This is a genomic window from Streptomyces sp. NPDC021224 (assembly GCF_044332905.1).
In the GTDB taxonomy this organism is placed as follows: Bacteria; Actinomycetota; Actinomycetes; order Streptomycetales; family Streptomycetaceae; genus Actinacidiphila.
In genome coordinates this window covers 762,440-789,103 of the sequence record NZ_JBIRPW010000001.1, presented here as the reverse complement: position 1 = coordinate 789,103, position 26,664 = coordinate 762,440, and the positions used below count along the sequence as shown (strand labels likewise).

23 protein-coding genes and 1 pseudogene are annotated in these 26,664 nt (G+C 72.4%); 9 read left to right on the top strand and 15 right to left on the bottom strand.

From position 1 onward, the window contains the following. Window positions 1–605 precede the first annotated feature (605 nt). The 3 genes and pseudogenes from ACH4PY_RS03490 to ACH4PY_RS03480 form a co-directional block, all read right to left on the bottom strand. Window positions 606–1,949, bottom strand: coding sequence for a glycosyltransferase (locus ACH4PY_RS03490; RefSeq protein WP_398175414.1), 1,344 nt, complete (start codon window positions 1,947–1,949; stop codon window positions 606–608). A gap of 34 nt (window positions 1,950–1,983) precedes the next feature. Then, entirely contained in the window at window positions 1,984–2,139 is a 156-nt protein-coding gene (locus tag ACH4PY_RS03485; RefSeq protein WP_398175412.1) for a hypothetical protein, read from the bottom strand. A 1,612-nt stretch (window positions 2,140–3,751) separates the two neighbouring features. Then, window positions 3,752–3,895: pseudogene (locus ACH4PY_RS03480) on the bottom strand (DNA-binding protein); the annotation flags it as partial. Window positions 3,896–4,467: 572 nt separating this feature from the next. Here ACH4PY_RS03480 and ACH4PY_RS03475 point away from each other — a divergent pair. After that, complete coding sequence (locus ACH4PY_RS03475) at window positions 4,468–4,803, top strand: MerR family transcriptional regulator (RefSeq protein WP_398175410.1); 336 nt, start codon at window positions 4,468–4,470, stop codon at window positions 4,801–4,803. Between the two features lie 182 nt (window positions 4,804–4,985). Here ACH4PY_RS03475 and ACH4PY_RS03470 read toward each other — a convergent pair whose 3' ends face one another. The 3 genes from ACH4PY_RS03470 to ACH4PY_RS03460 form a co-directional block, all read right to left on the bottom strand. Next, a complete protein-coding gene (locus ACH4PY_RS03470; protein ID WP_398175408.1) occupies window positions 4,986–5,321 on the bottom strand; it encodes an SCO5918 family protein in 336 nt (111 codons plus the stop codon). 59 nt (window positions 5,322–5,380) lie between these two features. After that, window positions 5,381–6,889 carry a DEAD/DEAH box helicase gene (locus ACH4PY_RS03465; protein ID WP_398175406.1) on the bottom strand — a complete coding sequence of 503 codons (1,509 nt, stop codon included), beginning with the start codon at window positions 6,887–6,889 and terminating at the stop codon, window positions 5,381–5,383. A 246-nt stretch (window positions 6,890–7,135) separates the two neighbouring features. Further along, on the bottom strand, window positions 7,136–7,339 hold the full coding sequence (locus ACH4PY_RS03460) for a cold-shock protein (RefSeq protein ID WP_366568264.1): 204 nt from the start codon (window positions 7,337–7,339) through the stop codon (window positions 7,136–7,138). 779 nt (window positions 7,340–8,118) lie between these two features. On the opposite strand from ACH4PY_RS03460, the gene ACH4PY_RS03455 reads away from it, so the two are divergent. Continuing rightward, on the top strand, window positions 8,119–9,669 hold the full coding sequence (locus ACH4PY_RS03455) for a UvrD-helicase domain-containing protein (RefSeq protein ID WP_398175404.1): 1,551 nt from the start codon (window positions 8,119–8,121) through the stop codon (window positions 9,667–9,669). Window positions 9,670–10,027: 358 nt separating this feature from the next. Here the strand turns inward: ACH4PY_RS03455 and ACH4PY_RS03450 are convergent, their stop codons facing one another. The 4 genes from ACH4PY_RS03450 to ACH4PY_RS03435 all read right to left on the bottom strand — a co-directional run bounded on the left by ACH4PY_RS03450 (window position 10,028) and on the right by ACH4PY_RS03435 (window position 15,801). Continuing rightward, window positions 10,028–10,180, bottom strand: coding sequence for a hypothetical protein (locus tag ACH4PY_RS03450; RefSeq protein WP_398175402.1), 153 nt, complete (start codon window positions 10,178–10,180; stop codon window positions 10,028–10,030). Between the two features lie 38 nt (window positions 10,181–10,218). Further along, complete coding sequence (locus ACH4PY_RS03445) at window positions 10,219–13,341, bottom strand: FG-GAP repeat domain-containing protein (RefSeq protein ID WP_398175400.1); 3,123 nt, start codon at window positions 13,339–13,341, stop codon at window positions 10,219–10,221. A 198-nt stretch (window positions 13,342–13,539) separates the two neighbouring features. Beyond that, entirely contained in the window at window positions 13,540–14,619 is a 1,080-nt protein-coding gene (locus ACH4PY_RS03440) for an Ig-like domain-containing protein (protein WP_398175398.1), read from the bottom strand. Window positions 14,620–14,781: 162 nt separating this feature from the next. After that, complete coding sequence (locus tag ACH4PY_RS03435; protein ID WP_398175396.1) at window positions 14,782–15,801, bottom strand: serine/threonine-protein kinase; 1,020 nt, start codon at window positions 15,799–15,801, stop codon at window positions 14,782–14,784. 73 nt (window positions 15,802–15,874) lie between these two features. Here ACH4PY_RS03435 and ACH4PY_RS03430 point away from each other — a divergent pair, with 73 nt between their 5' ends. The 4 genes from ACH4PY_RS03430 to ACH4PY_RS03415 all read left to right on the top strand — a co-directional run bounded on the left by ACH4PY_RS03430 (window position 15,875) and on the right by ACH4PY_RS03415 (window position 19,103). Then, on the top strand, window positions 15,875–16,420 hold the full coding sequence (locus ACH4PY_RS03430) for an RNA polymerase sigma factor (RefSeq protein WP_398175394.1): 546 nt from the start codon (window positions 15,875–15,877) through the stop codon (window positions 16,418–16,420). Next, on the top strand, window positions 16,417–17,250 hold the full coding sequence (locus tag ACH4PY_RS03425) for a hypothetical protein (protein ID WP_398175392.1): 834 nt from the start codon (window positions 16,417–16,419) through the stop codon (window positions 17,248–17,250). The genes ACH4PY_RS03430 and ACH4PY_RS03425 overlap by 4 nt, the downstream gene beginning before the upstream one ends. Before the next feature lie 98 nt (window positions 17,251–17,348). Continuing rightward, window positions 17,349–18,032 (top strand): hypothetical protein, encoded by a 684-nt coding sequence (locus tag ACH4PY_RS03420; protein ID WP_398175390.1) that lies wholly within the window; start codon window positions 17,349–17,351, stop codon window positions 18,030–18,032. Between the two features lie 237 nt (window positions 18,033–18,269). Then, on the top strand, window positions 18,270–19,103 hold the full coding sequence (locus tag ACH4PY_RS03415; RefSeq protein WP_398175388.1) for a PIG-L family deacetylase: 834 nt from the start codon (window positions 18,270–18,272) through the stop codon (window positions 19,101–19,103). A 69-nt stretch (window positions 19,104–19,172) separates the two neighbouring features. On the opposite strand, the gene ACH4PY_RS03410 is transcribed toward ACH4PY_RS03415, so the two are convergent. Genes ACH4PY_RS03410 through ACH4PY_RS03400 form a run of 3 tightly spaced genes read right to left on the bottom strand, consistent with a single transcriptional unit; the run spans window position 19,173 to window position 21,798 of the window. After that, window positions 19,173–19,979 carry a hypothetical protein gene (locus ACH4PY_RS03410; protein WP_398175386.1) on the bottom strand — a complete coding sequence of 269 codons (807 nt, stop codon included), beginning with the start codon at window positions 19,977–19,979 and terminating at the stop codon, window positions 19,173–19,175. After that, on the bottom strand, window positions 19,976–21,469 hold the full coding sequence (locus tag ACH4PY_RS03405) for a C2 family cysteine protease (protein ID WP_398175384.1): 1,494 nt from the start codon (window positions 21,467–21,469) through the stop codon (window positions 19,976–19,978). The genes ACH4PY_RS03410 and ACH4PY_RS03405 overlap by 4 nt, the downstream gene beginning before the upstream one ends. Further along, complete coding sequence (locus ACH4PY_RS03400) at window positions 21,469–21,798, bottom strand: hypothetical protein (protein WP_398175382.1); 330 nt, start codon at window positions 21,796–21,798, stop codon at window positions 21,469–21,471. The genes ACH4PY_RS03405 and ACH4PY_RS03400 overlap by 1 nt, the downstream gene beginning before the upstream one ends. Window positions 21,799–22,111: 313 nt before the next feature. Here ACH4PY_RS03400 and ACH4PY_RS03395 point away from each other — a divergent pair, with 313 nt between their 5' ends. Both ACH4PY_RS03395 and ACH4PY_RS03390 read left to right on the top strand, forming a co-directional pair. After that, a complete protein-coding gene (locus ACH4PY_RS03395) occupies window positions 22,112–22,756 on the top strand; it encodes an RNA polymerase sigma factor (protein ID WP_398175380.1) in 645 nt (214 codons plus the stop codon). Then, window positions 22,753–23,469, top strand: coding sequence for a hypothetical protein (locus ACH4PY_RS03390; protein WP_398175378.1), 717 nt, complete (start codon window positions 22,753–22,755; stop codon window positions 23,467–23,469). Before ACH4PY_RS03395 ends, ACH4PY_RS03390 begins: the two co-directional genes overlap by 4 nt. 69 nt (window positions 23,470–23,538) lie before the next feature. On the opposite strand, the gene ACH4PY_RS03385 is transcribed toward ACH4PY_RS03390, so the two are convergent. Beyond that, a complete protein-coding gene (locus tag ACH4PY_RS03385) occupies window positions 23,539–24,519 on the bottom strand; it encodes an MBL fold metallo-hydrolase (protein WP_398175376.1) in 981 nt (326 codons plus the stop codon). Between the two features lie 83 nt (window positions 24,520–24,602). After that, window positions 24,603–25,514, bottom strand: coding sequence for a serine hydrolase (locus tag ACH4PY_RS03380; RefSeq protein ID WP_398175374.1), 912 nt, complete (start codon window positions 25,512–25,514; stop codon window positions 24,603–24,605). Between the two features lie 65 nt (window positions 25,515–25,579). On the opposite strand from ACH4PY_RS03380, the gene ACH4PY_RS03375 reads away from it, so the two are divergent. Then, window positions 25,580–26,557 (top strand): LysR family transcriptional regulator, encoded by a 978-nt coding sequence (locus tag ACH4PY_RS03375; protein ID WP_398175372.1) that lies wholly within the window; start codon window positions 25,580–25,582, stop codon window positions 26,555–26,557. Window positions 26,558–26,664 lie beyond the last annotated feature (107 nt).

Genomic DNA, 26,664 nt, shown 5'->3' with positions numbered 1-26,664 from the left:
GGGAACGCGCGGTCAGCTCGACCACAGCCATCTGACCTCCTCGCTCGACGCACGATGCGGCAGCACCTCTCAAAGATCGCGGCGCCTGGGTCAGAAGAGACATGAAGCCTGCGTGGTCGGACCATCCGGGAGGGGGCCGGATACTTGCATGGGCCCCTCGTGCGCACTTGATTGCGCTCCCCTGCGGTGTCCTACCGTCCTTCGGCTCACGCCATCCGAGAGCGACGGAAGGACTGCCGGTGAACAGGGACGAATTCAACGCCGTCAGCGAGATCCTCGACGAGCTGAGCAACACCTCACACGTCCAGGTTCGCTCGTCCACAGAGCTGGCCGCCCACGTCTCCACGGCCGCGGAGAATGAGGACGAGAAACGGACCGACAACAGGCCGAGCGCAGGGGAAGTCTGCGATACAGCCAGGCGCTGGAGAGCAATCAAGGCGGTTTCCTGGGACTGTCGTCCGAGGGACGTGATCTCCTGCGCTTCTACAGGGCCACCCGGTCCGGGGAGATCGGCACCGGCCTCGACCGAGGTCACGCGGCTTCCCTGACGCGCTTGCGATGCGTACGCACGGCGCCCTCCCGGAGGTTCATGGCGTGCATGGGTCTCATGCGGGGTCGAGCTTTACCTCGGCCCCGGCCTGGCGGGTGCCCCAGCCGGTCTTCCAGCAGGTGAGGGCGCCGTACCAGCGGGTCGGGCGGAGCACCATCCAGGACCAGAGCACCGCCAGCGGGGTCAGTGCCCACGTCGCGAGCTGGGAGGCGAGGGTCTGGTCGGAGCGGCGCAGGACCAGGTAGCGCAGCGTCTGGCCGCAGGTCAGCAGCAGCGGGACGGCCAGCAGCAGAGCGGAGGGCTGCGCACCGGGGCGCAGGTGCAGTGCGACCAGCCACAGCAGGGCCGCGGTCGAGGCGAGCTGCTGGAACCACCGCAGGATCTGGGCGAGCAGCGCCGGGTGGTGGACGGGCAGGTAGCGCACCCGCCACAGGGCGCGCAGGCTGGAGCCGCGCATCCAGCGCAGGTACTGCCGCAGGTGGTGGCCGACCTTTTCGGGCATCGCGGTGAAGACCACCGCCGTCGGCTGCTGGACGACCCGGCCGCGGGCCAGCGCGTACAGGGTGAGCAGGGAGTCGTCGGAGAACGTCACGGGGCGGCCGAAGAACGTCTCCGACAGGTACCCGTCAGCGTGGTCGGTGAGCAGCTCCGCGCGGTAGGCGGCCAGCGACCCCGAGGCGACCATGACCCCGCCCAACGGCGACAGGGACGCCCGCTCGACCATCTGCGAGGTCACGTACCACAGGTCCGTCACCCGGCTCAGCAGGCCGCTGCGGTTGTTGCGGGCCAGCACCAGGCCCGCCACCGCCTGGACCCGGTCGTCCGCAAGCGGTTGAAGCACCTCGTGCAGCGCGTCGGGCGCGAGCTGTGCGTCGGAGTCCACGGTGACGAAAACGTCGGCCTGCGGGCAGTGGCGGGCCGCGAGCACCTGCGCCTGCCGCTTGCCGCGGTTGGGGGTACGGTGCCACGAGGTGCGCACCCCGTGCTCCCTGGCGGCGCGCATCCACCAGCGGCGCACGGCCCGGTGGGAGAGCTCGGAACCGTCGTCCACGACGTGCACCGAGTCCGGCAGCCGCGTCTGCGCCAGCAAGGAGGCCAGAGCCGCCCGCAGGTAGCCGTTGTCCTCGTTGAAGACCGGCATCAGCACGGTGACGTCCAGTGCGTCAAGCCGCTCCTGCCCCTGCCGATCTGCTCGGGTGGGCCGTTCGCACAGGTAGAGGGCGGTCTGCGCGAGCAGCAGCCCGGCCAGCGGCGTCCAGGCCCAGAACGCCGGGCCCGAGGCGGTACCGCGAGCGGTCAGCCAAGCCCGCAGCGCATACGCCGACAGGGTCACGGCGATGATGCCCGCCGCCGCAGCACCCGCCAGCACCGCCGCACGCCGCCGCCGGGTCACGGCCACGCACACCGGCTGCCGCCCGGCGCCGGGCGGCCCGCTACAGACCCGTGCCGCGCCGGAAGCCATACCGCACGCACACCGCACCGAGCACCACGAGCACCAGCGCCGCGGCGACCATCCACCAGCCGGCCAGAGTCAGACCGCCGATCACTATGACGCCGGTCCCGGTGTGCGCCAGCTGGTTGTGGTACATGCGTCCTCCTGCATCCGTAGGGTGCGCCGCGCGGCGCACCGGCCTGACGCCACGCTGGCACGACCGGAGCGGCGGGGCCCGCACACGGAGACCGACCAGGTGACGAGCGCTCCCACGATGACCCGCACGAGTGAAGGCTCGTCAGTTCGGCGAGCCGGCCGCAGGGAACCCGGCACAGGCACATTGCGGTGCGGCAGGCGACGCGGACGCATGGCTGAGCACCCGGGGCGGTAACGGGTCAGGTGACCGTCCCCGCCCGCACGCCGACGTGGCAGGTGGCCGAGCCGACGAGCAGGGACAGGAGGCGGCGCATGACGACGGGCACGACCGGCGGAGTGCCGTTCCGCCACGGCTACCCGGAGGCGCACGCGGTCCCGCGTATCCATGCCGACGTGGACCACCCGCGCGCGGTGGAGGCCTACCGGTTCTTCTACCCGACGCTGTCCATGGAGGTGATCCTTCGCGGCACCCGCCCGGGCCGGAGCGGTCGACAACCGCTCCGCCCCGCTGCTGGTCGCCAGGCCCCACCACGTGGGCTTCACCCTCAACTCCGACCCCCCTGCCTGGGCAGCGGCCTCGACCTGCGCGCGAGCGGCCCGCTGGTCGTCAACCTGCCGCCCGGCCACGGCGGCCACGGGCCCCTCGGGGGCTACGAGGCCGTTCGCAGCGACACCTGGCACGTCCTCTGCGCCCTGCGCGCACTGCCGTTCGACGGCGACCTCGCAGCGGCCCGGAGGTTGCTGGCCTCGGTGCGCTTCCACCCCTGCGACCGGCGGGAGGACCCGCCCGTCTTCACCACGCTGCCATGCGACGACCTGCCGATGGACACCACACCGCTGGCCTGGGAGGACGGCCTGGAGTTCTGGCGGGTCCTGCACCACGTCATCGACACCGAACCCGCCGTGGACGAGATGCGGCCGGCCCTGGGAACGCTCGCCGAACTCGGTATCCAGGCGGGCCGCCCCTTCGACCCCGACGAGTCGGCCGCCCTGCTGACCGCCGACGCGCGCCAGGGACGCGACGAGATGCTGGTCGCCGCCTTCGCCTTCCCCCGACCCGACCGGACCGTCTGGGACGACCGTGCCCGGGAATGGGCCGGCCTGCGCGACACCGCAGGCGCCGACCACGTGGACCTGCGCTTCGGCTCCGACGAGCCCCCAGGCACCACCGGCCGCTGTATCCAGACCGTCCCCGGCCGCGGCTGGTTCGCCTACTTCCGTATCTACGGCCCCGAGCGCGCCGCCTTCGACGGCACATGGCGCCCGGCGGACTTCGAAAAGCTGGACCGCCCACCAGGCACACGTGATCGGACGTGCGCTCGGGCAGTTGCAGAAGCAGTGGCATTCGTGGCCGTTCAGCCCGGTCCAGCCCGCGCCTGTCCAGCTCACTCGCCACAGGTCAGGACGTCGATGGATCCGCCTGAACCCTGCGGCGAAGAGTTGGAAAGCGTGTTGGGGGCAACCCCTCACGAGTTCGGTTCTCGTAGCCTCCGCCAGTGCCTCACCGGGCACGACGTCGAAGGGCCCCACCGTCCGCGCTGGGGCCCTTCGTCCGTTCGGAGTTCGGACGGGTTCCAGCCGGAGGCTCCCCGTCGCAGTCGCTGCGACTGCGCGGAGACCAGGCGCACTCGGTTGCCGCAGAGCATTGCCATGTCGCCGGTGTCGTTGGTGTCGGAGGTCAGCGGGGCGGCAGGGCGCTGCTGGCGTAGGGGCGCCTCTGCGACCGCGGCGTCGACGGCGTGGTCGCGGCCGCGCAGGTCGCCGTCCCCCTCTGTCCGTCGCTTCAGCCCGGTACGGGGTCGTTCCCTCTCTCTGAGCTGCACAATACGGTGGTTCGACACTGAAGAAAATCTGTAGCGGCTGAGGTAGACATTGACGCCGAGGAGGGTTAGTGTCTTCGACGTAGCCTGAAAGTCAGTGAGGCGCGGCAGGGACGAACTGCCGCGCGAGCAGTTCAACGCGGTAGCGGCCCGGCGGCGGAGTGGCGGAGCCAGGTACAGGAGGGTTCCTTCGCTGGCTGCCGGGCTGAGCGACCCAGTGGTCGCACAGCGGTAGCGTTGTCGGCAAGTGCACGTAGATCGAAGAGGTAAGGAGCAGAACGCCATCAGGATCGCCCGGGGTCGGGACGACGTCCGCCCGGGTACCGCAGGCCCCGGATTGGAAGGTGGTCCCCGGTCACGCAACCGCGATCCTCGCGGATACACCCATGTGGGTGGATCTGTGGAAGAAGAAAGCCGGTGCAGTCAGCCGGTAGATGGTGTTGAAAGCTCGGGGCCCGAGCGCCGGTCGGCGCTCGGGCCCCTCGACGCGTCCCTGGAAGAAGAGGTCTGTGCCCCCTAGCAGTGCCCGCGCCACCGACAAGTTCGACGACGACGACTATCCCGCCTACACCATGGGCCGGGCCGCCGAGATGCTCGGCGTGACGCCGGCCTTCCTGCGCGCGTTGGGTGAACACCGCTTGATCACCCCGCTGCGGTCCGAAGGCGGTCACCGCCGCTACTCCCGTTACCAGTTGCGTATCGCCGGCCGGGCTCGCGAACTCGTCGATGCCGGAACGCCCATAGAGTCGGCCTGCCGCATCATCATCCTTGAGGATCAGCTTGAGGATGCCCAGCGGATCAACGAAGAACTCCGAGGTCGGGGCCCATCGGAGCCGTCGGCCTGATCCTCGCTCGGCTCCCGGGCGAGCCGGAGCGCCCCAGGCGGCGCAGGCGCGTGCCGGCCCGAGTACCGTCCGTCCGGCGGCGATTCACCGGGCGGCGCCACGCCCCGGGCCCGGCGGCGTAACGGCCATGACGGCGGTGACGGCCGTGACGGCCGTGACGGCGGCTCGACCGCCCGCCGGGCTCACGCGTGATCGTAGGTGAGAGGGACGGGCTGCTGACTGCCGAGCATGGCGGAAGCCTGCTGGTAGGAGTCAGCCACGGGAGCGGGACCGGCGGCAGGGCGCGGGCGGCAGCTGAAGCCGAGGCGGGTCATGGCCCTCAGGACTTCGGCGGCGCTGAAATCACGGCGGTCCTGGCGGGTGATCACCTGGCCGACCTGTTTGGCGGGGTAGTGGTGCCGTCCGATGACGACGAGGTCGAGGTCGTCGGTGGCCGGCTCGGGCTTGACGCCCTTCATGGATTCCAGCACGCCCTTCTTGGTCAGGTCGAACGGGAAGCGGGCAATGACACAGCGCATGATGCCTCACAGGGAAGGAGCGGGCGGGGCGAGCGGTGAGGGGCTTCCTGCTCCCCTGGTCAATGACGGTTCCAGGTCGCCGCGCCGGATGCGGCCGGTCGGGCGGGCGTACGCCCGGCGGCCGGGGCGGGGCGGCGTCGGCCGCGCGAGGCGGCGGCGCGCTTGCGTCGGGGTTCCGCCGTCGGCGCGGTGATGACGACGGGGACGCCGGAGGGGGCTTGTGCGCCGGTGATGCGGTGCAGGGCCTCTTCGCCGGCACGGACCTGTGTGGTGTGCGGAACGATGCCGGCCTCTGCCATCAAGCGGGCCATGCTGCGGCGCTGGCCGGGCGTGACCAGGGTGACGACGCTGCCGGACGCGCCGGCCCGGGCCGTGCGTCCGCCGCGGTGGAGGTAGTCCTTGTGGTCGGTCGGCGGATCGACGTTGACGACGAGGTCGAGGTCGTCGACGTGGAGTCCGCGTGCGGCGACGTTGGTCGCCACCAGCACGCTGACATGACCCGTTTTGAAGTGCGCCAGCGTACGGGTGCGCTGGGGCTGCGACTTCCCGCCGTGCAGGGACGCGGCCCGCACCCCGCTGTTCAGAAGGCGCTCGGTCAGGCGGTCGACGGCGTGCTTGGTGTCGAGGAAGAGGATCACGCGGCCGTCGCGTGCGGCGATCTCGGTGGTGGCCGCGTCCTTGTCGGCGCTGTGGACGTGGAGCACATGGTGCTCCATGGTCGTGACCGCGCCGGCCGAGGGGTCGACGGAGTGCACCACGGGGTCGTGCAGGTAGCGGCGCACGAGCAGGTCGACGTTGCGGTCCAGGGTGGCCGAGAACAGCATGCGCTGCCCGCCGGATCGCACCTGGTCGAGCAAGGCGGTGACCTGCGGCATGAACCCCATGTCCGTCATCTGGTCGGCCTCGTCGAGGACCGTGACGGTCACCTCGTCGAGTCGGCACTGGCCGCGGTCGATCAGGTCCTTCAGGCGCCCGGGCGTCGCGACGACGACCTCCGCGCCATGACGCAGGGCGGCCGTCTGCCGACCGATCGGCATCCCGCCCACGACCGTGGCCAGCCGCAGGTGCACGGCGCGGGCGTAGGGCGCGAGCGCGTCGGTGACCTGCTGCGCCAGCTCGCGGGTCGGTACGAGGACCAGCGCGAGCGGCTGACCGGCCTCGGCGCGCCGCCCGGCGGTACGGGCCAGCAGGGCCAGGCCGAAGGCGAGCGTCTTTCCCGAGCCGGTGCGTCCCCGGCCCAGGACATCGCGGCCGACGAGGGAGTTCGGAAGCGTCGCCGCCTGGATCGGGAACGGCACGGTCAGGCCGTGAGCGTCGAGTGCGGCCACGAGCGCCCCGGGCATGTCGAGGTCCGCGAACCTCTCCACCGCGGGGAGCGCGGGGCTGATCGTCCGAGGGAGGGCGAACTCGCCCTGCGTCCGGGCGGGTCGCACGAATCCGCGGCCACCCGAACGGGCCGGACCGCCAGGACGGCCCCCGCCCGTCGAGCCAAAGCGAATACCCTTCCCCGTGTCGGCGTTGCGGTCACGGGTGCGGGATGAGCGGCTGTTCGTACGTGTGCGGTTCATGGGGAACCTTCCTTGATACGGCACACGTCAAGGAATTTCCGCAGCGATGAGCGGCACGGAGAATCGCAAGAGTTGGCCGGATGGAACGCGAAAGAGGAACGTGACCCCGTACGGCCTGCGCAGACGTCTGCGAAAAGGCGGCCATGAGGGTGACGCGACGCCGCATGAACGCAGCTGGGGCCCGCACCCCGAAGGATGCGGGCCCCAGCTGCGAGTGTGTCAGGCGCGTCAGGCGTATCAGACGCGTCAGGCAGGAACAATGTTCTCGGCCGTCGGGCCCTTCTGGCCCTGCGCGATGTCGAAGGTCACCTTCTGGCCTTCGAGCAGCTCACGGAAGCCCTGGGCGGCGATGTTCGAGTAGTGGGCGAACACGTCAGCGCCGCCACCGTCCTGCTCGATGAAGCCGAAGCCCTTTTCCGAATTGAACCACTTCACGGTACCTGAACTCATGTCATTCTCCTTCGGGGCAGTACACCGGGATCCGCACGGTACGAATGCCGTGTCGCCGCGATGATTACCCCGACCGGAGAATACCGGAATTACCAGGCCTTTTTCGGCCAGTGCGCACACCGGCCGAAAAACCCGAAGCACTGGGAACCACAACTGCAACGGGGACGACACTAGCACGCCGAAGCGGCCGGAGCAGGTCGAATAATTCCATTACAGCCGCCACGAAAGTAAATCTGCGCGCGCCTCCGGCCAAATTCTGGATCGGCCGGAACAGGTTTTGAGGCGGCCGGAGCACAGAAGTTCGGGAAAGATGACGTCGCGCTCAGCCTCGTCACGCCGGCAGGCGTCGACCGCGGTCAGTCGGGACCCGTCCGGGCGCTCCTGTACAAGATGCAGGGAGGCGAATACTCTCGGTGAACCACCCCCAGTGGTTCGGCCTGTGTGAGGGATCCTTGAGCCGTTCATCCGCCGGGCCGCCGGCCTCCTCAAACCCGCGGGCAGAACTCCGGCGCCTCGTGGACGAGCTGGCCCGTGCGACCGTAAGCGGTCGCGGCGCGGTCAACGCGGAGATCAACCGCCGGCTCGGTATCCGCAGTCATGCCGGGGCCGACCTGGACCTGGTCCGCAGGGCGGCGGACGTCGCAACTGCCTGGCTTGCCGAACTCACCGAGCGGGCTGCGCCGTCGGACACGGCTGCTCCGCACGGTGCCGGCAGGGCAGCGCCGACGGACCGGACGGGGGCGGCGGTTCGTCGGCCGACACCGGAACAGGAAGTCGCCGTGGCGGTGTTCCGGTCGGGGAAGCACCTCGCGCTGCAGGCGGGCGCCGGGACCGGGAAGACCACGACGCTGACGATGCTCGCGCGTGCCGATCGTCGCCACGGCCGCTACATCGCCTTCAACAAGTCCATCGCCGCCGACGCCGCGGCGAAGTTCCCGCCGAACGTGTCCTGCCGCACCGCCCATTCCCTCGCCTACGCGGAGGTCGGCCGCCGCTTCGAATCGCGCCTGCGATCCCCGCGCAAACCCGCCTGGCGGAGCGCGGCCGAGCTGGGCATCTCACCGAGGACCCAGCTGCGGATCGGCGACCGGACGGTCACCAACAAGGGCCTGGCCTACGCCTTGGTCCGCACGGTCCGCAGGTTCTGCTTCTCCGCCGACGCCACTCCTCGGCTGCACCACGTGCCGAGACTCCGGGGACTGCACGAAGAGGAACTCCACCACCAGCTGGCGCAGTTCATCCTCCCCTACGCCCACAGGGCCTGGGAGGACCTGCAGAACCCGGTGGGCGGCGCGATGCGCTTCGAGCACGACCACTACCTGAAGATGTGGGCCCTCACCGAACCGACCATCCACGGCGACTACCTGCTGCTGGACGAGGCCCAGGACACCAACCCGGTCCTGGAGGAGATCTTCACCAACCAGCGCGCGCACGCCCAGCTCGTCATGGTCGGTGACTCCGCCCAGGCGATCTACTCCTGGCGCGGCGCCCGCGACGTCATGACCGGCTTCGACGGCGAACAGCTCGCGCTCTCCCGGTCCTTCCGCTTCGGGCCCGCCCTCGCCCAGGAGGCCAACCGCTGGCTGACCCTCGTGGAATCGCCCATCAGGCTCACTGGCACCCCCGCGATCACCACGACCATCGGACCGGCCGACTCACCGGACGCGATCTTGTGCCGGACGAACGTCGGCGCGATGCTGGCGGTGATGCAGCTCCTCGCGGACAACCGCCGCGTCGCCCTGGTCGGTGGCGGGGGAGCCCTGGAGGAACTCGCGATCGCCGCGGGCCAGCTGAAGTCCGGCCGGCGCGCCTCCCACCCCGAACTCGTACTGTTCAGCACCTGGGGCGAGTTGCAGGAGTACGCCGAGTTCGACCCGTCCGGCCAGGACCTGCTGCCGCTCGTGGACATCGTCGACGAACACGGTGTCGAGGTCATCCTGGCCGCCGTACGCAAACTGTCGGAGGAGCACGACGCGGAGATCGTCGTCTCCACCGCCCACAAGGCCAAGGGCCGCGAATGGCCCTGCGTGCGGATCGGCCCCGACTTCGAGCCCGCCCCCGACGAGGAGACGGACGCCCAGGGCCGGCCACTGCCGATGCCGATCCCTCCGGAAGAGGCACGGCTGGCCTACGTCGCCATCACCCGCGCCCGCCTGCACCTCGACCCCGCCGGTCTGACCTGGTTCGACAGCCACCCCGACGCCCCCGCTCGCACCGCGCCCGCCCAGCGCGCCCTTCCGGACCACGGGCCCGCTACGGCCACCCGCCTCGCCGCAGCCGACGGAGCAGCTTCGCCCTGGGACACGCTGGGTCCGCCGCCCGCCGACTAGCCGAAGACTCCCGTCACGACCTGGGCCGAGAGCACCTCGCAGGAAGACAGGCGAACACCGGCATCAACGGCATCCACCCCCGTCCGGAGTGCCGACGCTCCGCCGTGGCAGAAGTCCGGCGCCGATTCCGTCGAGGAGTACGCGTTCTGGGCGCGGCGCATGTGCGGGGTCGCGTGCCTGCGGATGGCGCTGGACCACTGGGGGCTCGACGTGCCCCCGTCCGTACCGCTCGTGCGGGAGCTGGAGGCCGCGGGCGCGTACGTGCGCGACGGGGAGCGGGTGCAGGGGCTGATCTACCGGCCGTTCGCCGACCATGTCACCCGGAAGGGCAGGACCTCCGCGGGGCCGCGGGCCAGCATCACGACCGGCAGGGCGCGAGCACCTGGACCGGCCACCGGTCGGCGCCCGCGAGGATCGACCCGCCGCCGTAGCGGTCCACGGATTCCCGGTAGTCGGAGGGGAACGCGAAGCTACACGCCGCCTTCGACCGCTCCCACGGCGGAGCCGCCACGCGCTCCTGGATTCCTCATGGCTGCGGTGGGCCGGGGATCAGTAGAGGTCGGAGTAGATGTTCCAGCCGCTTCCGACGCGGACGCGGGTCTGCGGGGCGCCCGCGGCGGTGAAGTCGTAGCGCCACAGCACGCCCTGGGCGTCGCGGGCCAGGAAGGAGTTCAGGCCGTGGCCGTTGACGTCGCCGGCGGCGACCAGGGCGGTGTAGATCTGGTAGCCCGTGCCGATCTTCGCCCGGGCCGCGAAGTTGCCCTTGCCGTTGCCCGGGTAGCGCCAGAGGCCGCCGGTGCTGTCGACGGTGATCAGGTCGCCGTTGCCGTCGCCGTTCACATCGCCGACGCCGACGATCCTGGTGTACGTGTTCCAGCCCTTGCCGAGCAGGACCCGGGCGGTGAAGCCGCCCTTGCCCGTGCCCGGGTACAGCCACAGTTGTCCGGCGGTGTCGCGGGCGAGGAGGTCGTCGTGCCCGTCGCGGTTCAGGTCGCCGGCCGAGACGAGGCGGTTGTAGATGTTCCAGCCCTTGCCGATCACCTTCGGGGTGCCCGTGTTGAAGCCGTCGCCGGCCGGGCCGTTCGGGTAGTACTCCAGCAGGCCGGAGCCGGTCCGGACGGCGAAGTCGTTGAAGCCGTCGCCGTTCATGTCGCCGAAGGGCACGACCGCGTTGATCTGGCCGGAGCCGCTGCCGATGTTCCAGTAGCTCGACACGTAAGGGCTGGAATAGCCGCCCCTGCCGTTGCCCGTGTACTCCGCGCCGTACCCGGGGTTGTACCCGAGGGCATTCTGCTTCAGCACTCCGAGCACGGTGGAGTGGCCGTTCTCACCGTAGGAGTGGAAGGGCATCCGGCCGTAGAGGACGGACATCGTGCCGGTTGCCACCTGCGCCGGTGCGGCGGTGGGAGTGTCCGCGGGGACTGCCAGCAGCTGCCAGTCGTAGTCGCCGTCGAAGGCGTTGCCGCCGCTCTGCAGGATGCCGTTCCAGGACGTCGAGCCCCTGGCCGCGACCGGGCCACCGGTGTAGCTGTGGACGATCTCCCCGGTGGTCGCGCGGCGGAGCACGAGCTGCCAGCTCGCCAGCGGACGGCTTACGGAGAAGACGAAGTCCCAGTTCTCCCCGGGAGTGGTGGAGTTGTTCCAGGCACCCCCCTGAGCGGTGACCGCGGACGCGGGTACGCCGGTGGTCAGCACGTGGACGACGTTGTCGGCGCCCGTGTACGCGACGTCACCGCTGCTGCGGTCCACGGTCCAGTCGATGCCCCGGTCGTCGTCCACCCCGTCCCGCCGCGGCAGGGTGGCCAGGACGGAGGTCGCGCCGACCGCGTCCGTGTGCAGGTCGGTCAGCAGCAGTTCGCCGGAGGCGTCGTGGCGGACGAGGTAGCCGTCGCCGAGGGTGGCGGCACCCGTGTCGACGGCGAACTCCTTGTCGGTGGCGAGATCGTAGACGCCCGCCGGCCCGGCGCTGCCGCAGCTCCAGTAGAGCCAGTGCTGCGCCACCTGCACCTCGCTGGGCGTGCAGGACGCCCCGGTGCTGATGGTCCGCTGGACGGCGGGCGCGGTGCCCAGTCCGTTCTGGGGTGTGGCGGCCTGGATCCGGCCCGGCGCGGTGGCCCGCCAGAGCGTGCCCATCCACAGGGCCGCGCCGCCCGCGGCGCCCAGGGAGATCCTCTGCCCCTGGCCGGGCTGCCACAGGTACTGCGTGCCGGCGGAGTTGATGACCACGTAGTCGGAGTCGGCGTCCACCACGCGGGTGTCCGCCGAGGAGAAGTTCTCCCGGGTCGAGACGCCGGGGATGAACACCTGGGCGGAGGTCGCCGTGGTGGTGGTGTACACCGGCCCGTAGGTGTCTCCGTCCGTCAGGCGCACGCAGGTGGCGTCCACCGCGCAGGGACCCGGCTGGAGCTCTTGGTTCCCGGCGCTCATATAGCCCGTGCTGGGCTGGGCGGAGCCGTTGAGGGTGCCCGCCAGCGGCGTCGTGGCCATCGCGAAGCGCGTGGGCGCGTCGAACTGCGGCACGGTCAGCACCTGACGCACCTGGCCGTGCACCATCGACAGCGTGGCGGTGGTCTCGGCCGGGGGCGGCAGGGGGCGCAGGGAAGTGACGATCAGGCTGCCGTCCCCGGCGGCGGTGAACCGCTGGACCGCCTGCTCGGACGCTGTGCCGCCGACCGCGAGGACCCCGCCCGCACCCCGGGTGAGCACGTACGGCTTCGCGCCGCTCAACGAGTCGATGCGGACCGCGGGCCCGCCGTCCAGCGGGAGGGAGTAGATCTCCGGCGACGTCACCGGCACGGGCATGGTCAGCAGGACGATCTGCCGGCCGACCACCGCCCAGTCGATGGGGGAGGTTGCGGCAGGGACGCTCACCGTCAGCGGCGCCCCCGCCGTCCCGGCGATGACGTCGTCCGCGCTGAGGGCGTTGATGCCGCTCTTCGACCACACCAGGTAGCCGCCCGAGATGCGGACGGGCCACGTGGCCGGCACGGTGGCGGGGACCGGATGGACGGTGGCCGTGTCCAGCCGCAGCAGGACGAGCCGGGTGGTGAACGAGCTGCCGGAGGTCGGCGACAGGCGCACCAGGGCGATGTCGTCCGGGCCCTGGACGCTGATCGCCACGGAGGTGTGGTCGGACCCGGCGGGCAGGCCGGTGACGGGCACGTCCGTCACGGTTCCGTCGGCGTTCAGGTCGAGCAGGTGCAGCCCGTCGCCCTCGTGGACGACGGCCCGCGTTCCGTTCATGCCGACGCCGCTGACGACAGTGGCCAGGGTGCCGGTTTGGGGCAGCGGGTAGTCGGCCCACGAGCCGGTGGCCGGGTTGCCGACCGTCAGCGTGGTACCGCTCTGGTAGGCGAGGACGTCGCCGCCCGCCGACAGGAAGCTCGTGTCGGCCAACGGCAGACTCGCCAAACGGGTCTGCACCGAGTCCGCGCCCGAGGCGTAGTCCGTCCAGATGTAGCCGGACAGGTCCTGCTCCTGGTGCAGGAAACCGGTCGTCCCGGCGACGAGCGGAACGTCCTGCCGGTACGCGGCGAGCTGCGGCGCGGGCAGCGTCGTCACCTCGGCCGGCGCGTTCGCGGCCGCGGAGGCGCTCCCGGGAACCGTACCGATCACCGCCGCGGCGACGACGAGTGCCGCCAGCCCCGCGGTGAAAGCCCGTCGAACAGCCACGCCACACTCCGTCTGCGGTGGTTCAGATGACTTGGCCACTCCGGACGCGGCGCCTTCGGCAAGCCGCGGTCGACAGAGCGGATGGTGAGATTAACAGCGCTGGTAGGGCGGGTGACCGGCGAAAAGTCGGCCCCTGCAGGGAAGTGATCTTCTTCATGTGGTTTGCACCGCTTCGCTCCGGAAAGCTTTACCCATTGCTTACCGTGTGGTGGTCTGCTGGGCGCCCGTGGCGCTGCCGGTGAGCCAGGCGGACCAGGTGAGGGTGAAGGCGGCATAGCCGTTGTCACCGGGGACGAGGCCGCGGGGGGTGCCGGTGACGGTGACGGGGTCGCCCTGGTGGGCGTGGGCGTAGAACCACTTGGCGTCGGCCAGGGACAGGTGGATGCAGCCGTGGGAGCCGGACTGGCCGGGGTTGGGGTGGCTGTCGGAGAAGTGGACGTAGGTGCCGCTGGTGGTGAGCTGGACGTCCCAGGGCAGCGTGACGTCGTAGTAGTTGGGCGTGCCCGGGGTGCAGCTGATGTGCACGCTGCACGAGGTCATGTGCACCGACGGGGCCTTGCCCATCTCGGCCATGGTGCCGTCCCAGGTGGGGAATTCGGCGCTGCCCGCGTCGATCGGGAAGTGCTTCTGGCGGACCTTGTCGAGGTAGACGTCCATGGTGTGGGCGGCGGCGTCGACCTTGGTCTCCCAGGCCGGGCCGATGGTGAAGGCGTGGTGGTAGTCGTGGATGCCGTAGCGGCCGTTGCCGTCGGCGACATCGGTGAGGCGGGCGTCGATGTCCACGTGGGTGCCCGAGGGCCAGTAGTCCTTCGGCCGCCAGTCCGCGCGGGTGCTGCTGAACCAGTGCCAGGCGCCGGTGACCGGGGTGGACGTGGTGACCTTCAGCGCCCGCTCGACCGTCGCGCGGGCGCTGCGGGCGACGGGGGAGGTGAACTTCACGGATATCGGCATCGCCACGCCGACCTTCGCGCCGTCCGTCGGGGTGATCGTCTCCAGCAGCATGGGCGGCCCCGCGGGATGCGTCGGGGCGGCGCTCGTGGTGGTGGGGCTCGCGGTGCCGGTGCGGGTGCCGGTGCCGGTTCCGGTGGACGTCGTGGCGCCGGACGACGGGGCCTGCGCCGACGACGTGCCCGGCCCGGCGGACTTGGCGGTGCCGCCCTGGCACGCGGCCGTGCCCAGCAGGACCGTGGCGGCGAGCAGCGCCGCGCCGATGTGCCTGGCGGGCCCGCGTCCGCCGCGCCGACCGCGCCCCGGTGCCGTTCGTGCGTTCCGTGCCATGTTCTCCACGCTCCCCTTGAATCCCCTGTGCGTCATGGGAACGCGACCGCTGTCGCGCCCTCGTGCACTGGGGAGATGCCGGCGGCAGCGGAAATGTTTGACACCCGGGGAGGCTGTTCCAGAGTGGTGACAAACCACGTCCGCGGGGCGGGGAGCCGCGGTTCAGCGCAGCAGCCAGCTCAGCAGGGTGGCCGCCGTGAACACCGCGCCCGACGCCAGCGCGACCGCGCGCGGGGTCAGCCGCCCGGCACGTTCCGGCGGCCCGGAATGCGGCCCGGAAGGCGAGCCGGACTGCGGCTCGGACCGCGACTCGGACCGCGACTCGGATCGCGGCTCGGACCGCGGGCCGGACTGCTGCGGGGACTGCGGCCGGCGCTTCGGGACCGGCGCCAGCAGCGCGTCCGCGAAGGCCTGTGCGGTCTGCGGGCGTTCCGCGGGCTCGACGGACATCGCGGTCCGCAGCAGCAGGGCCACGCCCGGCGGCAGCTCCTGGCCGGCCGGCAGCGCGGGCAGCGTCGACGCGGCCGGCTGGTCCGTCATGAGGGCCGTGGCGCGTCCCCCGGGGCCGAACGGTTTCTGCCCCGTCAGCAGCTCGTAGGTGACGACGGCCAGCGCGTACACGTCCGCCCGCCCGTCGAACCCGCCGGTCTGGAAGGCCTGCTCCGGCGCCATGTACGCGGGCGTGCCCGTGGTCACCGTCAGCCCGGACGCGTCGGCCAGCTGCTTCGCGCTGCCCAGGTCCGCCACCAGCACGGCGGCGGGCGTCACGTCGGTGGAGAGCAGCAGGTTGGACGGCTTGACGTCGCGGTGCACCACGCCCGCCTCGTGCAGGACCTGGACCGCGTAGCCCGCCTCCGCGGCCAGCCTTAGCGCCTCCTGCGCGCCGCACCGCCCGACCTGGTCGGCCAGGGTGCCGCCGCGCACGTAGTCCATGACGAAGTAGGGCCGGTCGTCCTGCACCCCGACGTCGTGCACCCGGACCACCCGCGGGCTGGCGATCCGGCGCAGGAGCCGCGCCTCGGCCAGGAACCGGTCGCGCACATCGGCGTTGGCCGCCCAGTTCTCGGCCAGCACCTTTACCGCGACCTCGGTGTCCAGCTCCGGGTCGTAGGCCTTCCAGACCGTCGCGAAGGAGCCTGCCCCGAGCCGGTCCAGGAGGAGGTAACGGCCGAGCTTGCGCATGTGGCAGCATTCTGCCGGAATCGTCGGGAGTGGGAAACTCCGTTCGACGTGTGGGACAGGACGGGGGCTCGGGGTGTTCGAGGAAGGCGAGCTGGAAAAGCTCGTGGCGGCGGCTCAGTCGGGGGACCCGGGGGCGACGGACTACCTGCTGGCCAAGCTCCGGCCGGTGGTGCTGCGCCGCTGCTCCCGCTTCCTGCCGCACCACGCCGACGCCGAGGAGGCCGCGCAGGACGCGCTGCTGTCCATCAGCACGCACCTGGGCGAGTACGGGGGCCACGGCTCCTTCCTGGGCTGGGTGACGGTGATCGCGTCCAACGCCGCCCGGTCCACCTACCGCTCGATGCGCCGGCGCGCCGAGGACAGCCACGCCGACCTGCCCGAGTCCGTGGACCCGCGGAGCACCAGCGTCATCGCCGGCACCCGGCTCGACCTGATGGAGGCGCTCACCGCGCTGGAGCAGCAGCACCCGGCGCTGGTGGAGTCCTTCGTGCTGCGCGACCTCGGCGACCTGACGTACGTCCAGGTGGCGGAGGAGCTGGACGTCCCGCTGGGCACCGTCAAGGACCGCATCCACCAGGCGCGGCGCTTCATGCGCGAGCAGTTGGCGGGCGGCCGGTGAGCGGCGGCCCCGCGGCGGCGGGAGGCGGACGTACCGCCGTCCGGCCCCGTACCGCCGTCGCCGCGCTGGTGGCGGCCGCCGCGTGCGGCCTGGTGGCCGGCCGTTACGTGCTGCCGCCGCCGTCCGGCACCGCGCACCCCGCGGCGGAGGACGGCGCGCCCCACCGCACTTCCGCTCCCGCGACGGCCGGCGCCTCCACCCCGCCGCCCACGCCCGCGGCCTCCGCCACCGTCCCGCCGAAGGCCGCCACCGGGCCGCTGACGACCGCAGACCTGGTCGGCCCCGCGGCGTTCGCCGCGGTCGGTGTCACGGGGAAGATCTACGCCCGGGACCGCTTCGGCGACGGCTCGTACGCCAACGCGGCCTGCACCGGGGAGAAGACGCTCACCGAGACGCTGGGCGGGCCCGGCGCCCACTTCCGCGGGCTGACGACCAGCAGCCGCGTCAACCCGGACGACCCCACCCTGGCCGCGGAGGGCGCCGAGCAGATCGCCCGCGAGGTCGCCGCCGAGGCCCACAGCCCGTCCCTGGCGCAGAACTTCGCCGAGCGCCTGCTGCTGGAGGAGGTGCCCTGCCAGGAGGAGGTTCCCGGCCACTGGGTCTACGGCAGCACCACGACGGTGGACCTCGCCCCCGACGTCAGCGCGAGCTGGATGGGCACCTACCCGGGATCCCGCAACACCACCGGCAAGGCGCCCGAGGGCGAGGAGCCCTGCGGCGGCATCGCCGTGCTCCGCAGCGGCACCCACTACGGGGTGCTGGAGGTCGACGCCTGCCTGGGCACGGACGCGATGTCCCACGTCGTCAGGACCGCTCTGTCACAGCTGTGAAACAGCGGGTCAGCGCTCCAACTTTCCCTCCGCCCGCGTCATCTCCCCCGGTTGTACGAGGACGCAGCAGGCGTCCCGACCAGCAGGGGGAGACCCAGATGTCCAAGAACCAGGCCGTCCAGCGCACGTCCGTCCGCCGCAACCGTCTCGCCGCCGCGGCCTGCTTCGCCGCCGCGTTGGTCACGGCCGGCGTCGTGGGCATCCAGTCGGCCGCCGCCGACGGGTCCGCGCGCAGCGTCGCGCCCCGCACCGCCGCGGCTGCCGCGCCCGCACTCGGCTCCGCCGCCCTCGTGCAGAGCGAGGACTTCTTCCAGCAGGGCCTCGGTCCGGTCGGCGCGACCGTGTCGCTGGACGGGCGCCAGGCGCTCTCGGCGTGCTCGGGCGAGGAGACCCTGCGTGACCTGACGAAGGGCAAGGCCACCGCCTACGCGTCCGTGACCTGGACCTTCGACTCCGAGGGCCTGCTGACCGAGTCGGCCGCGAACGCCGCCACCAGCAGCTCGGCGAGCGCGTACGAGAAGCAGCTGAACGCGCTCGTGCAGGACTGCCAGGACGAGCCGGCCGGCCACTGGCACTACGGCGCGGCCCACGCCCTCACCACCGGCGGCGGCACCGGCCACTGGTACCCGTCCTACAACGGTGACGGCACCGCCACCGGCGGCGTCGCGGTCCTCCGCAGCGGCACCAGGGTCGCCGTCGTCGAACTCACCGGCCAGCCCACGGACGCCCCGTCCTACGTCAAGGGCATCACGACCGCGGCCCTGAACCGCCTCGCCTCCTGACCCACCTCCGCCTCCGCCCCGCCCCGCCGTCCGCCGTGGAATCCCGGCGGTCGAAGGGCCGGGGCGGGAACAGGGGGGACGGCCCGAGCGGTTGGACGGGGTGCGGGGTCGGCGGCGCGCGGGCGGGGGACACGGAGACCGGCGGGTCGCCTCGCCCGCCGGCACCGGGGACCCTGCATCGTGGGACGACCGGCCCGCGCTCCGGATCACGCCGTATCTCCGCAGGAGGACTGACTCATGACCGACCGGCCCTTGACGCTCATGGCGGTGCACGCCCACCCCGACGACGAGGCCACCAGCACCGGGGGGATCCTCGCGCGGTACGCGGCCGAGGGCATCCGCACGGTGCTCGTGACCTGTACCGACGGCGGCTGCGGTGACGGCCCGGAGGGCGTCAAGCCCGGGGACGCCGGGCACGACCCCGCCGCGGTCGCCGTGATGCGCCGGCACGAACTGGAGGCGAGCTGCGGGGTCCTGAAGATCAGCGACCTGGAGATGCTCGACTACGCCGACTCCGGGATGATGGGCTGGGCGACCAACGACGCCCCGGGGTCCTTCTGGAAGACCCCCGTCGCGGACGGCGCGGCCCGGCTCGCGGACCTCATGCGGCACTACCGGCCCGACGTCGTCGTCACCTACGACGAGAACGGCTTCTACGGCCACCCGGACCACATCCAGGCCCACCGCATCACGATGGCGGCGCTGGAGCTGACGACGCTGACACCGAAGGTGTACTGGACGACGGTGCCCCGCTCGATGATGCAGCGGTTCGGCGAGACCATGCGCGAGTTCGGCGCGGACATGCCCGAGCCGGATCCCGCCGAGACCGCCGCGATGGCCGAGATCGGCCTGCCCGACGACGAGATCACCACATGGGTGGACACCACCGCCTACAGCGGCCAGAAGTTCGACTCGCTGGCCGCGCACGCCAGTCAGGGCGAGAACATCTTCTTCCTCAAGATGGGCAAGGAGCGCTTCGGCGAACTGATGGGCGTGGAGACCTTCGTCCGCGTCCGGGACACCACGGGCGCGGCCGTCCCCGAGAACGACCTCTTCGCCGGACTGCGCTGACCCGCCCGCCCGGGGCCGCACTCCCCCGGCCCGCCCGCGGGGGCCGGGGGGAGGAGCCCGTGGCGGGGGTCAGGCGGGGCCGATCAGCTGGAGGTCGACGTAGCCGGGGGTGAAGTCGGAGGAGCCGGTGTCCGCGGCCATGGCGCCCTGGTCGACCGTCGCGATCTTCCACAGCCGGCCCGCGATCTCGACCGTGTCGCCCTGCGTCACGTCCACGTAGCTCGCGGCCGCCCTGCCGCCGGCCACGACGTTGATCGAGGTGCGCGGCGGGCCGTCGAGGATGCTGGTGACCACCGCGCTGTTCTGGCCCGGCCCGCTGTCGGGGAGGTGCCACAGCAGCCGCCACCGGCCGTCGTGCGTCGTCGGCCATCGCGATGTCATGGTGCCTCCCTGGTCGGCGGGGGATGTGAGCCCGGGTCCGGTGAGGACCACACGGTAGGTGCAGATCTGGGCGACGGTGTACGCGTGGCCGCCGACCGTGATCCGCTGCGCGGGGCGTACGGTCTGCGGCGTACCCGACCCGCTGCCGGTGCCCGCCGCGGTGCTGAGGTCGGCGGTACGGTGCGTGCCGTCGGCGTGGGCGGCGGCGTAGTGCACGGTGGCTCCGCCGGGCAGTGCGGCGTCGGCGTTGATCAGGACGTGCAGCGCGGGCAGGCCGTGCGCGGGCGCCGTGCCCTCGCACCGCGGGCCCTTGTCGGCGGCCGGTGCCGGGGCGCCCGTGGCGGGGGCGGTGGGGTCCGTGGCCGGGGAGGTGGGGTGCGTGGCGGGGCCGGAAGGGTCCGTGGCCGGATCGCCGCCCGCGCCGCAGGCGGTCGTCATGAGCAGCAGGGCGCCGAGGCCGAGGGCGGCGCGGGTGGCCGTGCGCGCGGCGCTCATCCGCCCACCTGGAGTTCCTGCGGGCTGTCGAAGTAGTCGTGGTACTGCTGCTCGGTGATGTGGATGTCCCCTCCCGGCCCCCAGGGGTTGCCGAGGATCATCTTGCCGTCCGCGTCGAAGCCCTTCACGTAGAAGACGTGCCGTGTCACGTAGTGCGGGTCGAACTGCGGGTTGAGGTGGTCCTTCTTCAGGTCGTCGTCGGACCGGGTGGCGACGATGACCGGGTGGTGCGACTCGAAGGAGTTCTTGACGCTGCCGAAGTCGTTGTCGATGGACTTCGACTTGTGGCCGGTGACGTAGGACGGCGCCTTGTCGGTGAAGTCCCATTCGATGGCGCCGTAGTCGCCCTGCTCCTTGCGGTCGTAGCGCGGGTCGTTCTCGTGGCCGTCGGGGGCGCCGCCCTTGTCGCCGCCGTACATGAGGGCGAACGCCTTCTCGTAGTAGGCGGGCCACACCTCGCCGTTGCCGTTGGCGCTCATGAGGTTGCCGTTCTCGTCCATCGGCAGGTCGGGGGTGACGGTGACCCAGTGCACGTTGCCGTCCTTGTCCCAGATCCGCACGTCGACCGTGCCGTTGGGATTCTGCTTGATCCCCTCCTGGATGAACTTCGGGTTGGCGTGCGCGGTGGCGGTCAGCGAGGAGATGTACCAGCAGTCGCCGAACCGGCCCTGCGCGATGCCGTCCACGTCGATCTGGCCCGGGGTGGCGAAGAGCGGTTCGCCCGGGATGCCGTAGTGCATGCCCTTGGCGCCCTGGCCGGACTGCGGGTTGTACCCCTCGATCCAGGCGTCGGTGGTGTCGAAGCCCGGCTGCACGCTCGGGAAGGCCGCCTCCAGGGCCGGCCAGTGGGAGGGGCCGGCCTTCTTCACCAGGGAGCTGACGAAGTCGCGGAACTCCCCGTCGGGCAGGCCGTTGTGGTCCCACCACTTCCAGCCGCTGCCGTCGTTGTCGTCCGCGGCGAGGTCGTTGAGCCGCTTGAGGTCGGCGGCGGGCACCTTGGAGAGCAGGGCGTCCAGCTCGGCCGGGGTCAGCTGGCCGAACTGGTCGCGGAGCTTGCGCAGATCGTCCCGGTTGCCGTTGCTCCCGAAGTCCTTGCCGTCGAGCGCGCTCACCGCGGAGAGCAGGTCGGTGATCTTCTTCTCGTCGGGCGCCTTCTCGTCGCCGAAGTAGAGCGCCGGATCGATGGCGTAGCCCTCGTCCGTGAGGTGCTGGACACCGTCGAGCTGGTCGCAGCGGCGCAGCATCGAGCCCTGGGTGTCGTGCAGTTCGGGGGCGAGGGTGCCGGGCAGGCCGGCGCGGCCGCCGACCGGGTAGCCGACCAGCGGCTGGAGCAGCGGGCTGGTGGTGGCCGACTTGCCGGCCATCAGCCCGTCCGCGCGGGTGAGCACGCCCGCCACGTCCCGGTGCAGGGCGGTGGCGCCCTGGCTCAGCGTCTCCAGGTCGCCGGCCAGGCTGCGGATCTTGGCGGTGTCGAAACCGTGGAAGCTCATCAGCCGCCCCCGGCCTTCTGCTTGGCGTCGGCCTTCGCGGCCCGGTCGTCCAGGTCGTGCGCCTCGGTCTCCCAGCGCCCCGCGTCCTGCGTCAGATCGGCCGCCATCCGGTGCAGCGTCGACTTGCGGGAGCCGAGCATCCCGCTGGTCGAGGTGGCGTAGGGACCGGTCCAGATCGCCGGTGTCGCCTGCGCGACCGCCTTGTCCAGATACGGTCCGAGGTTGCCCGCGATCTTGCGGGCGGTCCGCGCGCACTCGCGCAGATCGTCCGCGCGCTGCCGCATCTGCTGCGGCGTCTCCGCCGTACCGTCAGGTTCCGGCCGAACCATGGGCCACTCCCCCGTAGAGTCCCCCGGGCACACGCTTCGTGCGCCGTCCGGCCCAACGTAATGGCGCGTTCCGCACGGTGACGAGCCGACCGGTGGGGACTGTTACGCAACCGCTACGACGTCACGGCCATGTCCCCGACCACGCACGGGGGCGGTTCGTCCGGGCCTTCCCGCGGGCGCCGGGACGCGGTGGGCCCCGGCGTTTTTCCGTCACGGCCGGACGGCCACGGCAGGGGACTGGTACGGCCACGCGCCCGCCGCCTGTGACGGGCGTCACGGGAACCCGGGGCGAGCGGACGGACAGCTGGAGGGTATGGAGAGGGATGACCGGGTCCGCCTGCGGGCCGGCGACGCCGCCGCGTTCGGGCGGCTCTACGACGAGCACGCCGGGTCCGTCTACAACCACGCCTTCCGGCTGACCGGCAACTGGTCGACCGCCGAGGACGTCATGGCGCTCACGTACCTGGAGGCGTGGCGTCTGCGCGGCAGGATCGACGTCGAAGGCGGCTCGCTGCGGCCGTGGCTGCTGGGCATCGCGACCAACGCGGCGCGCAACACCACCCGGACCGGGCGCCGTTACGCGGCGGCGATGGCGCGGCTGCCGGCCCAGGAGGCGTCGGCGGACTTCGCCGAGGAGCTGGTGTGCCGGATCGACGACACCGTACGGCTGGCCGCGGTGCGGGACGCGCTGGGGAAGCTGCGGCGGCCCGAGCGCGAGGTCTTCGCGCTGTGCGTGTGGTCGGGGCTGAACTACCGCGAGGCGGCGCAGGCGCTGGGGGTGCCGGTCGGCACCGTGCGGTCCCGGCTGGCGCGGGCGCGGAAGAAGCTGCAGAAACTCGTGGACGCGCAGATTTCAGCGGAAAGCAGGGCGAAAACCAAGGAACCGCAGCGCTCCCGCGGACAGGTCAAAGGCAGCCGCATCCACGCGGCCCGGCCCGCTCAGGAGGAAGCCCGATGAGCCGCAAGCCCTCGGGGCCCACGCCGCTCGCGCCCGAACCCACCGGTCCCGCACCGGCCGAACGCCAGGAGATGGCGCGGCTGTTGCGGATCCCGGCGGAACGGGACGTCCCGGCGGGCCGGCAGCGCCTATTCAAGGACTGCCTGATGAACGAGATCGATCGAATGAACGGCGACGCCCCGGACGCCTCCCGGTCACGCCGCCGCCGGTTCGCCCTGGTGGCCGTCCCGCTGGCCGTCGCCGCGACGGCCGTCACCGTCCTGGCCGTCGGGGGGATCGGCGGCGGCTCGGCCGCGCAGCCCGCGCACGGCACGACGGGATCGGCGCCCACCCCCTCCCGCCAGGGGCTCGCGATCATCGCCTACAACGTGCGCAAGGACGCGGGCGGCGTGGTCACCCTGACCTTCATGGACAGGTCCCGCCCGACGGCGGCGCGGTTGCAGGAGGACCTGCGGACGATGGGCGTCCCGGTCAACGTCACGTCGGTCCCCACCGCCCACGGGGGGACGGTCTCGTTGCTTCCGGCTTCCGGCGTGTGGACGCCGGGGGACCCCCATGCCCCCTTCGAAATGGCGGCCACTCCCCAGTCCGTGCTCCGCGGGGAAAGGACGTACCGCTTCTACCCCGCGCGAATCCCGCACGGGAGTGTGCTGAAGCTGATCCTGGCCCTCCCCAGGCCGCTCCCGACACAGACCCCCACCTCCGCCACCTGACGCCCCGGAGGCCGCCGCGGAGGGGGCGGCGGCCTCCGCCGGGTCACCGGCGAGGAGGGCGGGCACGCGTCAGGCGAAGTGGTACGGGGTCAGGTACTCCGGGAGGACGACGCGGGAGGCGGGGGAGGTCTCGCGTATCTGCTGGAGGAAGGCGGGCCAGTTCACCGACGGGTCGCGCCGGGGCGGCTGGGACAGCGGGGTCTCGAAGTCGTCCCAGTGGACGGGGACGACGGTGCGGGGGTTGCCCAGGGCGGTCAGCAGGCGGGGGACGTAGCGGTGGGTCGAGGTGCTGGTCGGCGGGGCGATCATCGCGACGTCGGGGCGCAGGCCGGTGGTGTCGCGTTCGCTGAAGTCGCTGGCTCCCATGAAGAAGGCCGAGGGGCCGCCGTCGAAGGTCACGTGGAAGGCGAGGGTGTCGCCCTCGGGGAGGTCACCGATCGTCGCGGGGCGGGGCGGGATCGCGGGGCCGTGGAGGGTGCCGGGGGAGAAGTAGCCGCGGGCGGCGTTGCGGCTGTGGCGGCCGGCGACGACCTCGACCGTGTAGCCGTCGAAGTCGAGGACCTCGCCGCCCTTGACGACGACGATCCGGGCCGCCTCGACGCCGTACGCCCTGAGCAGGTGGTACGTCGTCTCCGTGCCGACGATCCGCGCGGTGGCCGTCGTGGTGGCGATGAAGGGCACGTCGGTGAAGTGGTCCCAGTGGCTGTGGGTGACCAGGACCGTCTCGGGGTGGCCGGTGTGCTCCGCGACCAGGGCCTCGTCGGTGGTCAGTTCGGTGCGCGGGTCGAAGGTGCCGCTGAACAGGCCGGTCGGGAAGCGGGTCAGGTACGGGTCGACCAGGACGGTGCGGGTGCCCGTGTCGATGCGCCAGCCGCTGGTCCCGAACCACTGGAAGGTGACGTCGCCCGCGGCCGCGCCCCCGGTCCGGGCTGCCGACGCCGACGCCGACGCGGGCGTGGGCGCGGAAGCGGCCACCGCCCCGACCGCTCCCGCCGCCGCCCCCTGGAGCAGCCGCCGCCGGTGGAATCCTGTACGTGTCGTCTCGCTCATGGGACGAGCACAGCACCGGCCGCGGCGCGGTGTCCAAGACCGATCACCGTCCGCGGTGATATGCGCGCACGTATCGGACCAGGTCAGACGGGGTCGGGCAGCGGTGCGGCGCGCAGGTGCTCCACCGCGAGGCGCGCCGCGCGGCCGATCGCCCGGTCGACCGCGGGCTGCGCGGGCGCGAGGTCGGGCGTCTCGGCGAAGACCGCCACCGCGTACTGCCCGCCGTCCGGATACCGCACGACGCCCGCCTCGATGTGCCGGCCGGGCAGCGTCCCGGTCTTGGCCGCGACCCGCACGTCGGCGGGGAAGCCGGACGCGAGGCGGTGCCGGAAGGCCTGCCGGGCCATCAGCTCGCGCACCCAGGCGCACGCCTGCGCCGGTCCCGCCCGGTCCTGCCAGATCAGCCGCAGCAGCGAGGTGACGTCACGGGCCGTGGCGGACGTCGTACGCGCCGGGTCCAGCGCCGCGAAACCGCGTACCTGGCGCGGCTCCAGGTCCGGGTAGCGGGCGGCGAACTCCGCGGCGTCCCGCGCCCCGGCGTCCTCGAACATCGACCGCAGCAGGTCGCGCGGGCCGCCCACCACCCGGGTGCGGTCCAGGCCGAGTTCGGCGGCGAGCAGCCGTACCGTGTCGAGGCCGACGCGGCGGATCAGCGCGTCCGCCGCCGTGTTGTCGCTCACCGACAGGGTGAAGTAGGCCAGGTCGCGCAGCGACATCGTCACGTCGTCGACGCATCCGGCGACGCCCCAGCCGCCGAACCGGTCGGCCGCGGTCAGCACGACCCGTTCGGCCGGGTCGATCTGCCCGGCGGCGGCCTGCCGGGCGAACTCCAGCACCAGCAGGATCTTGAACACCGAGGCCAGGACGACCTGTTCGTCGGCGGCCACGCCGACCTCCCGCCCGCCGCGCAGATCGACGGCATGCAGCCGGACCGTCGCTCCCGTCGCGCCGAGCAGCGCGGTGACCCGCTCCCCGACCGTCCCGGTCTCCGGCATCCCCGCTCCCCGCTCCCCGCTCCCCGCTCCCGTGTCCGGCTCCCACCCTCACATAGGCTCGCAGGATGGACCTCCTCCGGCACCTGCGGCTGTTCGTCGTCGTCGCCGAGGAACTGCACTTCAGCCGCGCCGCCGACATCATCGGCATGGCCCAGCCGCCGCTCAGCCAGTCCATCCGCCGACTGGAGGCGCACCTCGGCACGGACCTGTTCGACCGCTCCCGCCGGAACGTGCGCCTCACGCCCGCGGGGGTGCTCCTGCTGGCCGAGGCCCGCCGGCTCCTCGCCGCCGAGCAGCACTTGCGTGCCGTCATGGCCGGTGCCCAGGAGCCGGACACCCTGCGGGTGGGCGTCCTCCCGCAGACGTCGGCGGCCGCGCTGCACGCCCTCCTGGCCGCCGGTGCGCGGGAGTTGCCCGGCCTGCGCATCGAACCGCGGGAGGCGGAGGAGGCGGAGCAGCTGCGGCTGCTGCGCGCGGGCGAACTCGACACCGGCCTGCTGCACCACCCGCTGGGCACCGCGGACGACCTGGTGGCGGGCCCGGCAGCCGAGAGCGACTGGGGCGTCGTCCTGCACCGCGCCTCCGCGCCCGCCCGGCGCCCGGAGGTCGCGCTCGCGGAGCTGTCCGGCCACGACCTCGTCCTCTTCCCCCGGTCGGCGGCCCCCGGCTGGTACGACGAGATCCTCGCCACCTGCCGCGCCGCCGGGTTCGTCCCCGGGGCGGTACGGCACGCGGGCACGGCCGAGTTCCGGCTCGGCCTGGTCGCGTCGGGGCACGGGGTCGCCTTCGACGACGGGCGCACCGCGGCCAGGGAGCCGCGTACGGCGTGGCGTCCGCTGGCGGGCCGCCCGCTGCGCCCGCGGCTGTCCGCCGTGTGGCCGCGCGGCGCGGCGCACCCGGCGGTCCGCGCCTTCGCCCGCACCGCCGCCCGCGCCCTCGCCGGCGGGGCGCCGTCCGGGCAGCCCGCACCGGAATCCCCCGACCGCCCGCGCCCCTGGTCGGTGGTCTTCGACGGCAACGGCCCGGCCGCGCCCGAGCGATGAGGAGCCCGGGCCGCGCGACGCCGGTCGCAGCCGGTGACGGCGTGGACGGCGAGGGCGGCGAGGGCGGCGTACCGGCCCGGCGACGGCGGGCTGGGCGCGGCCCGCGT